The 7799-nt window shown below is 70.2% G+C and carries 7 protein-coding genes; 3 read left to right on the top strand and 4 right to left on the bottom strand.

Going from position 1 to position 7799, the window contains the following annotated elements; genetic code table 11:
• The coding region (locus tag ACWGKT_RS21835; RefSeq protein WP_453274993.1) for a GMC oxidoreductase at positions 1-1236 on the top strand (1236 nt) is incomplete at its 5' end.
• A gap of 92 nt (positions 1237-1328) precedes the next feature.
• Here ACWGKT_RS21835 and ACWGKT_RS21830 read toward each other — a convergent pair.
• Positions 1329-2357 carry an LAETG motif-containing sortase-dependent surface protein gene (locus tag ACWGKT_RS21830; protein WP_453274992.1) on the bottom strand — a complete coding sequence of 343 codons (1029 nt, stop codon included), beginning with the start codon at positions 2355-2357 and terminating at the stop codon, positions 1329-1331.
• A gap of 704 nt (positions 2358-3061) precedes the next feature.
• Positions 3062-3349 (bottom strand): chorismate mutase, encoded by a 288-nt coding sequence (locus ACWGKT_RS21825; RefSeq protein ID WP_356145355.1) that lies wholly within the window; start codon positions 3347-3349, stop codon positions 3062-3064.
• 408 nt (positions 3350-3757) lie between these two features.
• On the opposite strand from ACWGKT_RS21825, the gene guaA reads away from it, so the two are divergent.
• Positions 3758-5338 carry a glutamine-hydrolyzing GMP synthase gene (guaA, locus tag ACWGKT_RS21820; RefSeq protein ID WP_453274991.1) on the top strand — a complete coding sequence of 527 codons (1581 nt, stop codon included), beginning with the start codon at positions 3758-3760 and terminating at the stop codon, positions 5336-5338.
• 18 nt (positions 5339-5356) lie between these two features.
• On the opposite strand, the gene ACWGKT_RS21815 is transcribed toward guaA, so the two are convergent.
• Complete coding sequence (locus ACWGKT_RS21815; RefSeq protein ID WP_356145352.1) at positions 5357-5824, bottom strand: pyridoxamine 5'-phosphate oxidase family protein; 468 nt, start codon at positions 5822-5824, stop codon at positions 5357-5359.
• 164 nt (positions 5825-5988) lie between these two features.
• On the opposite strand from ACWGKT_RS21815, the gene ACWGKT_RS21810 reads away from it, so the two are divergent.
• A complete protein-coding gene (locus ACWGKT_RS21810; protein WP_453274990.1) occupies positions 5989-6783 on the top strand; it encodes a class II aldolase/adducin family protein in 795 nt (264 codons plus the stop codon).
• Here the strand turns inward: ACWGKT_RS21810 and ACWGKT_RS21805 are convergent.
• Entirely contained in the window at positions 6776-7687 is a 912-nt protein-coding gene (locus ACWGKT_RS21805) for a DUF4429 domain-containing protein (protein ID WP_453274989.1), read from the bottom strand. The two genes, ACWGKT_RS21810 and ACWGKT_RS21805, sit on opposite strands and share 8 nt — an antisense overlap.
• Positions 7688-7799 lie beyond the last annotated feature (112 nt).

The following is a 7799-nucleotide window of genomic DNA, read 5'->3' as shown; positions in this document are numbered from 1 at the left end:
GGCGAGGAGGTCGCCGACCCGTACTTCGGCGGGGCGGGCCCGGCGCGCAAGGCCTGCACCGAGTGCGGCGAGTGCATGACGGGCTGCCGGCACGGCGCCAAGAACACGCTCAACGAGAACTACCTCCACCTCGCCGAGAAGGCGGGCGCGGTGGTGCACCCGATGACGACGGTCGTGTCCGTCACGGACGACTCACGCGGCGGGTACGCGGTCGCGACCCTGCCGACGGACGAGAAGAAGAAGGGCAAGGGCCGCACCTTCACCGCACGCCGGGTCGTCCTCGCGGCCGGCACCTACGGCACGCAGACCCTGCTGCACCGGATGAAGGCGAACGGCCGGCTGCCCTACCTCTCCGACCGGTTGGGCGACCTCACCCGCACCAACTCCGAGGCGTTGGTGGGCGCGCAGACCGACAACCGCCGCTACCGCAAGGCGCACGGCACGCCGAAGGCCGACTTCACCCGGGGCGTGGCCATCACCTCGTCGATCCACCCGGACGAGAACACCCACATCGAGCCGGTCCGCTACGGCAAGGGCTCCAACGCCATGGGCGGGATGTCGATCCTCCAGGTCCCCTACGCCGAGGGCTCCTCCCGCGCCCTGGCCTGGCTGGCGAACGCCGCCCGGCACCCGGTCCTGGTGGCCCGCTCCCTGTCCAACCGCCGCTGGTCGGAGCGGACCATCATCGGCCTCGTGATGCAGTCGCTGGACAACTCCCTGACGACGTACCTGAAGCCGAACGGCGTCGGCAAGGGACTGCTCACGGCCCGGCAGGGCCACGGCGCTCCCAACCCGAAGCAGATCAAGGCGGCCTCCGAGGCGGCCACCGCGCTCGCCGAGGAGATCAACGGCTTCCCGGGCAGCAACGTCGGCGAGCTCATGGGCACCCCGCTCACCGCGCACTTCCTCGGCGGCTGCCCCATCGGCGACTCGCGCGAGACCGGAGTGATCGACCCGTACCACCGGCTGTACGGCCACCCGGGCATCTCGGTGGTCGACGGCGCCGCGGTGTCGGCCAACCTGGGCGTCAACCCGTCGCTGACCATCACCGCGCAGGCCGAGCGGGCGATGTCGTACTGGCCCAACAAGGGGGAGGCGGACCCGCGTCCCGCGCAGGGTGCGGAGTACGAGCGCCTCAAGCCGGTCGAGCCGGCCGCCCCGGCGGTTCCGTCGGACGCGTTCGGCGCGCTGCGACTGCCGTTCCTGGGGATACCGACGGTGCCGCCGAAGAAGTAGCCCTTGAACGGAAAGAGGGACCTGCGCCCCCCTCCGAGCGCAGGTCCCTCTCTTTTCGTGTCTGTTCGTGCCTACTGCCTACTGCCTACTGCCTACGCGTCGGCGCCGGCCCCGGCCCTGCGGCGGCGCACCGCGAACACCGCGCCCGCACCGGCGACGACGGCGACACCGCCGACGAGACCGACGATCGGCAGCGCGGAGCTGGAACCGGTCTCGGCGAGGTTGCCGGTCGGCAGGTCGGAGACGTCACCCTGCGGCTTCTTCGGCGAGTCCTTGGGGCCCTCGCCGCTCGGGGTGGCGTCACCCGGGTCGGGGTTCGAGGAGCCGGCCTTCAGGACCTCGAAGTCGTACTGCGCCCAGCCCTCGGCGATGCAGTCCTGGCCCTTGACGTTGTCGAGGTAGGCGCCGGAGCCGAAGGAGTAGGCGTCACCGGCGGGGGCCTTGGCGTCGATGCTGACGCGCAGGTCGACCGTCTGGCTCGCGCCCGACTTCAGCTTCGCCACGTAGAAGAAGTAGTCGCCGGCCCAGTCGTCGGTGCCGATGCGGTCCCAGGCACCGCTCTCGGGATTCTTGAACTCCAGGTCGACGTACGGGCTCAGGAACTTCGACTCGTCGAGCTCGTAGTTCTCGACCTCGGCGTAGAAGGCGACGCCCTCGACGTCGGCCTTGGAGTCGTTGGTGACGACGAGCTTGAAGTCGTGGAAGCCGTCACCGGCGACGATCTTGCCCGGCAGGCCCTTGATGTCGGCGGACACCTTGGCGTCGCCGAAGTTCTCGTCGAGGTCCTCGCAGTAGGGCACGTCCGGGTCGGACGGGTCCTCGCTCGGCTCGGCCGACTCGGAGGGCTCGGGCTCGGGGGACTGGCTCGCGCTGTCGCTCGGCGCGGGCGCCGAGGCGGACGTCGAGTCGCTCGGGGTGACGCTGTCGGAGGGCTGACCGCCGTCGGGGGCGGACGGGGTCGCCGAGTCGCTCGGTATCTCGGACGGGGCCTCACTCGTCACGGTCTCGGTGGGGGTCGGCGACGGCGACTCCTCCGCGAACGCGACGGGCGCGGACAGCAGCGCGAGCGGTGCTATGACAGCCGTCGCGGCCGCTGCGGCCATGGCACGGCGAAGCTTCATGATGACCTCGGGGAATCCAGCGTGCCGCGACGCGCGGCACGGGGCATCTGATGGTGGGCTCCGCGTGTGGGGCGCGGGAGGTGACCCTTGGTTCTGCTGGTTTGATCCGCGAGGTCGGCGGATGGTTGCACGTTCACTCAAATAATCTTTATGTGGCCTGGATCACACTCCTGGGTCATGGTGTGCGGGTCGTTGTGTGCGGGCATGCGAAGGGCCCCGCGGGACGGAGCCGCGGGGCCCTTCTCCGTCAGCACCGACGTCAGGGCAGCGTCGGTGCCCGGGGAGCGGCGCCGGGGGGTTGCGCCGCTTGTCTGTGTGCCCTGTGCCCTGTGATGCAGTGCATTGCCATGCGTATGTCTGCTTTGGGACTTGGCGGGCTTTCCAGGCATCGTGCTGGAAGAGCGGGGCCTCCGCAACCGTTTGACCCAACCCTTGTGCATATTTGCAGTTTTCCGCCGGTCGGCCCCGGGCGTCCCCGGAGCCGGCCGTTCTCTTGCGTGACCGGGCTGCTGTCCCCTGCCGTCCGGTCACTTGTCTGGAGCGAGGTCCCACGACGCACGGCACGATCCGCACGCCTCATCGCTCCAGCGAGCCACGCGTGGTTCTTTCGGGCCCGCCCCTGGCTGGCACGGACACCGGGACCAACGAAGCCGTTCGCGGGGCGGTCACGCGCCGTACGGGTGAGTCGGATTCCGTACGTGCGTTCAGACCCGGCCGCGGCACAGCTCCAGCAGGGTCATCGCGAGGCCGGTGCCCGGCTTGCCCAGGGCCTCCCTGTAGTGGTCGAGGATCTCCATCTCCCGGGAGAGGTTCACGCGCCGCCCGCCGGAGGTGATCCGGGCCTCCTGGATCACGGCGGACACGGCCATCCGTTCCTGGATCAGGCCGATGATCCGGTCGTCGAGCGAGTCGATGCGCTCACGGGCACCGGTGATCACATCGGCGGCCTCGGCGGTGCGGGCGCCGGTCTTCTCTGCGGGGGTGACGGTCATGGCTGGGGCTCCTCATCGGGCGGGACGCGGCGCCCCCGGAACGAAAGACCCCGGACAACGACAGGCGCCCCGGGCCTTGTCGGCCCGGGGCGCCTGGGAAGTCGCTTGGCGGTTGGCTCAAGCAGCACGACCATGGCAGCCGGCGGGCCGGTTGCCATAGGTAAAGAGGAAGGTCGTCTGCGCGAGCATGAGTCCAGTATGCCACGGAACCTTCGGGCACCGTTGGCCATATCAGCCCGTGGGGGTACCCCCTGCTCGTAGAGCTCGGGGTAGTTCGAGGACGAGGCCGTTCAGGCCGACAGCGGGGGTCCGGGGGCGGCAGCCCCCAGGGCGACGGCGAGGTCACCCACGCCCACCCGGCTAGAATCGACACCACAGACCCCCGCCCAAACCGCCGGAAGGCACCCCGTGTCATCAGCGACTCCCGCTGCCGCCACCCCCGACACCGTTCTGGTCGTCGACTTCGGCGCGCAGTACGCCCAGCTCATCGCCCGTCGCGTCCGCGAGGCGCGGGTCTACAGCGAGATCGTGCCGAGCACCATGCCGGTCGCCGAGATGCTCGCCAAGAACCCCGCGGCGATCATCCTCTCCGGCGGCCCCTCGTCCGTGTACGAGGAGGGCGCCCCCCGCCTCGACCGCGAGCTCTTCGAGGCCGGCGTCCCCGTCTTCGGCATGTGCTACGGCTTCCAGCTGATGGCGGAGGTCCTCGGCGGCACCGTCGACAACACCGGCGCACGCGAGTACGGCCGCACCGACCTGCACGTCTCCCGGACGTCCTCCACCCTCTTCGAGGGCACCCCGGCCGAGCAGCACGTGTGGATGTCGCACGGCGACGCCTGCTCCGCCGCACCCGAGGGCTTCACCGTCACCGCGTCCACGGACGTCGTCCCGGTCGCCGCCTTCGAGAACGACGAGAAGAAGCTCTACGGCGTCCAGTACCACCCCGAGGTCATGCACTCCACGCACGGCCAGCTGGTCCTGGAGCACTTCCTCTACCGCGGCGCTGGCCTGACCCCCTCCTGGACCACGGGCAACGTGATCGAGGAGCAGGTCACCGCGATCCGCGAGCAGGTCGGCGACAAGCGCGCGATCTGCGGTCTGTCCGGCGGCGTGGACTCCGCCGTCGCCGCAGCCCTCGTCGCCCGCGCCATCGGCGACCAGCTGACCTGCGTGTACGTCGACCACGGCCTGATGCGCAAGGGCGAGACCGAGCAGGTCGAGAAGGACTTCGTGGCCGCGACCGGCGTCAAGCTGGTCGTCGTGGACGCCGAGGAGCGCTTCCTGACCGCGCTCAAGGGCGTCTCCGACCCCGAGGAGAAGCGGAAGATCATCGGCCGCGAGTTCATCCGCGTCTTCGAGCAGGCGCAGGCCGAGATCATCGCCGACGCGGGCCCGGCCGTGGAGTTCCTGGTCCAGGGCACCCTGTACCCGGACGTCGTCGAGTCCGGCGGCGGCACCGGCACCGCCAACATCAAGTCGCACCACAACGTCGGCGGCCTCCCCGAGGACCTGGAGTTCAAGCTCATCGAGCCGCTCCGCAAGCTCTTCAAGGACGAGGTCCGCATGGTCGGCCAGGAGCTCGGCCTGCCGGAGGAGATCGTCCAGCGCCAGCCCTTCCCGGGCCCCGGCCTCGGCATCCGCATCGTCGGCGAGGTCACCAAGGACCGTCTGGACCTGCTCCGGGACGCCGACGCCATCGCCCGCGAGGAGCTGACCGCGGCCGGCCTGGACCGCGACATCTGGCAGTGCCCGGTGGTCCTGCTCGCGGACGTCCGCTCCGTCGGCGTCCAGGGCGACGGCCGCACCTACGGCCACCCGATCGTGCTGCGCCCGGTCTCCTCCGAGGACGCGATGACCGCGGACTGGTCGCGCCTGCCGTACGAGGTCCTCGCGCGCATCTCGACCCGGATCACCAACGAGGTCCGCGACGTCAACCGCGTCGTCCTCGACGTGACCTCGAAGCCGCCGGGCACCATCGAGTGGGAGTAGTCCTCCCGTTCCTGAAGGTCACGTCCGCCTGAGAGTGCGCACCGGCGCTCCGGGCCGCCAGACCTCGACGACCAGGTACGTGTCGTCCTCGACGTAGGTCCGTACGACCTCCGTCAACTCGGTGCGGAAGAGGTGGAACGGCTGCGGCGGTTCCACCTCTTCGACGTACGCCGCCTTCAGTGCCGTATCGACGACCTCCACGGCCCGCCCGCTGATCCGCACGTCCCCGCCGCCCATCGCGGAGTCCGGCCCCGGATTCGCCTGCAGCGCGAACCGGGGGTCCCGGCGCAGGTCGAGGGCCTTGAGCGAGTCCGGCATCATGCCCAGCCACAGCTCGCCGCGCAGGAAACGCACCTCCAGGCCGGTGGTGCGCGGGGAGCCGTCCCGGCGCAGGGTGGCGAGGACGTGATGGCGGAACGCGCCGAAGCGCTCCTCGACGGTCCTCGCGAAGTCGGGAGCGGCGGAGGTGAAGTCTGCCCAGTTCATACGAGCCACTGTTACGGCAATACCCGACATCTTCTGTCGGGTATGTGTTTGGGTGTGGACGGGCCGCATCGACCGCTGCGTCATCTTTACAAAACAGCTCTGTTTTCCTGCGCTGACCGACGGTAACTTCCGCCCCGTAAAGCAAACCCAGTGCTGGAGGACCTATGCACGGGCCGACCCCGCCTCTGCCGCTGCCCACCGATCAGCTGCAGTTCGCGATGCCGCCGATGTACGACTCGCTCGACGACGAGCGCAGGCACCGCAAGGAACGGCTCGCCGGCGCGCTGCGGATCTTCGGACGGGCCGGGTTCGAGGACGGGGTGTCGGGGCACATCACCGCACGCGACCCCGAGTACACGGACTGCTTCTGGGTCAATCCGTTCGGGATGCCCTTCAAGCACGTCACCGTCAGCGACCTCGTCCTGGCCAACCAGGACGGGCAGGTGATCGAGGGCCGCTACCACGTCAACCAGGCGGCGTTCACCGTGCACGCCCAGGTCCACGCCGCCCGCCCGGACGTCGTGGCCGTCGCCCACTGCCACTCGGTGCACGGCCGCACCCTGTCCGCGCTCGGCGATCTCCTCGACCCGATCACCCAGGAGAGCTGCGCCTTCTACGAGGACCACGCCCTGTACGACGCCTACACCGGCGTCGCCGTCGACAGCGACGAGGGCCGCCGTATCGCGACCGCCCTCGGCAGCCGCAAGGCCCTCGTGCTGCGCAACCACGGCCTGCTCACGGTCGGCGACTCGATCGACGCGGCGGCCTGGTGGTTCCTGTCGATGGAGAGATCCTCACAGGTGCAGCTGATGGCGAAGGCCGCGGGGCGCCCGCTCCTCATCGACCACAAACTCGCGGTCGCGACCCGCGAACAGCTCGGCGGCGACCTGGTGGCCTGGATCAACTACCAGCCGCTGTGGCAGGACATCAGCCGCAGCGAGCCGGACCTGCTCAGCTAGAACCCCCTGAGCACCAGGGCTGGAACCCCCTCAGCACCACGGCCTTGGTCATCGCGAACTCCTCGTCCGTGAGCACCCCGTCCCGGTGCAGCTCGCCCAACTCCCGGAGCCGGCGCAGCAGTACGTCGTGATGGTCGGCCGGCGGCGGCACCGCGCCCGTCGGTCGCTGCCGGTCGGCGAACTCACCGCCCGGCCGGGTCGACGGATGCGGCAGCCGTGCGGTGACCGCGGCCGCCACCAGCGCGGTCAGCAGGTCGCGGCGGACGCTTCCCCACAGGTCGAGGGCGAACGGGTCCCGCTCGGGCGGCAGCTTGGAGAACACCGTCTCGCGCGTCACGAAGCGCAGAAAACCGTCCTCGTAGCCGGAGTTGGGCAGCCACTCGACCTGCACCAGGTCGCCGACGTTGATGATCCGTGGCCCGGTGGCCCGCTTGACCCGGTCCGAGGTGTCGGCCCAGTCGATGCGCACCTGGCTGCCGTCGAAGGAGACCGTGCCGTCGGAGGACCGGACCGAGACCGGCACCGGCGGCCCGGGCAGCAGAAACGCCTTCGTGGGCTCCGTGGGGATCTGGTCCAGCAACAGGGAGTGCCGGATCTCCTCGGCGACGTACTCGGCGACCCCGGACCGGTCCACGTCCACCGTCAGCCGGTAGGGATCGGCCGCCTCCGGCAACCGGCCGCCCGTGGCGTGCAACAGCGGGTCGGCGCCCTCGCGCAACCGCATCCGCAGCCGGCCGCGCTTGCGTTCGGGCTCGTAGACCACGCCCGAGACGGCCTCCAGGGGCACGGAGATCTCCCCGTACGTCTGCCGCAGGAGCGGCACGGAACGATGGAGTCCCGGGGTGATCCGGACCGTGGTGCCGTCGAAGGCCCAGCTCCCGTCGCGCTGGATGATCTCGGCCATACCGAAATTCTCGCAGCCGGGTCAACACAGTGGGCCATGCTTCACCCGAGGTGACCACCTGCCGGACGCGCGCGGCGTGGCGTAGGGCACAATTCGCTGTCGTCGCATGGGA

The sequence above is a fragment of the Streptomyces sp. NPDC054794 genome, assembly GCF_053611585.1.
The sequence above is the reverse complement of the archived record's forward strand: the minus strand, read 5'-3'. Positions and strand labels throughout refer to the sequence as shown.

Bases quoted from the DNA above. Each gene is read 5' to 3' on its own strand.
- ACWGKT_RS21815 (WP_356145352.1), bottom strand. From the start codon at position 5,824: ATGAACTGGGCAGACTTCACCTCCGCCGCTCCCGACTTCGCGAGGACC.
- ACWGKT_RS21805 (WP_453274989.1), bottom strand. From the start codon at position 7,687: ATGGCCGAGATCATCCAGCGCGACGGGAGCTGGGCCTTCGACGGCACC.
- ACWGKT_RS21825 (WP_356145355.1), bottom strand. From the start codon at position 3,349: ATGACCGTCACCCCCGCAGAGAAGACCGGCGCCCGCACCGCCGAGGCC.
- ACWGKT_RS21810 (WP_453274990.1), top strand. From the start codon at position 5,989: ATGCACGGGCCGACCCCGCCTCTGCCGCTGCCCACCGATCAGCTGCAG.
- ACWGKT_RS21830 (WP_453274992.1), bottom strand. From the start codon at position 2,357: ATGAAGCTTCGCCGTGCCATGGCCGCAGCGGCCGCGACGGCTGTCATA.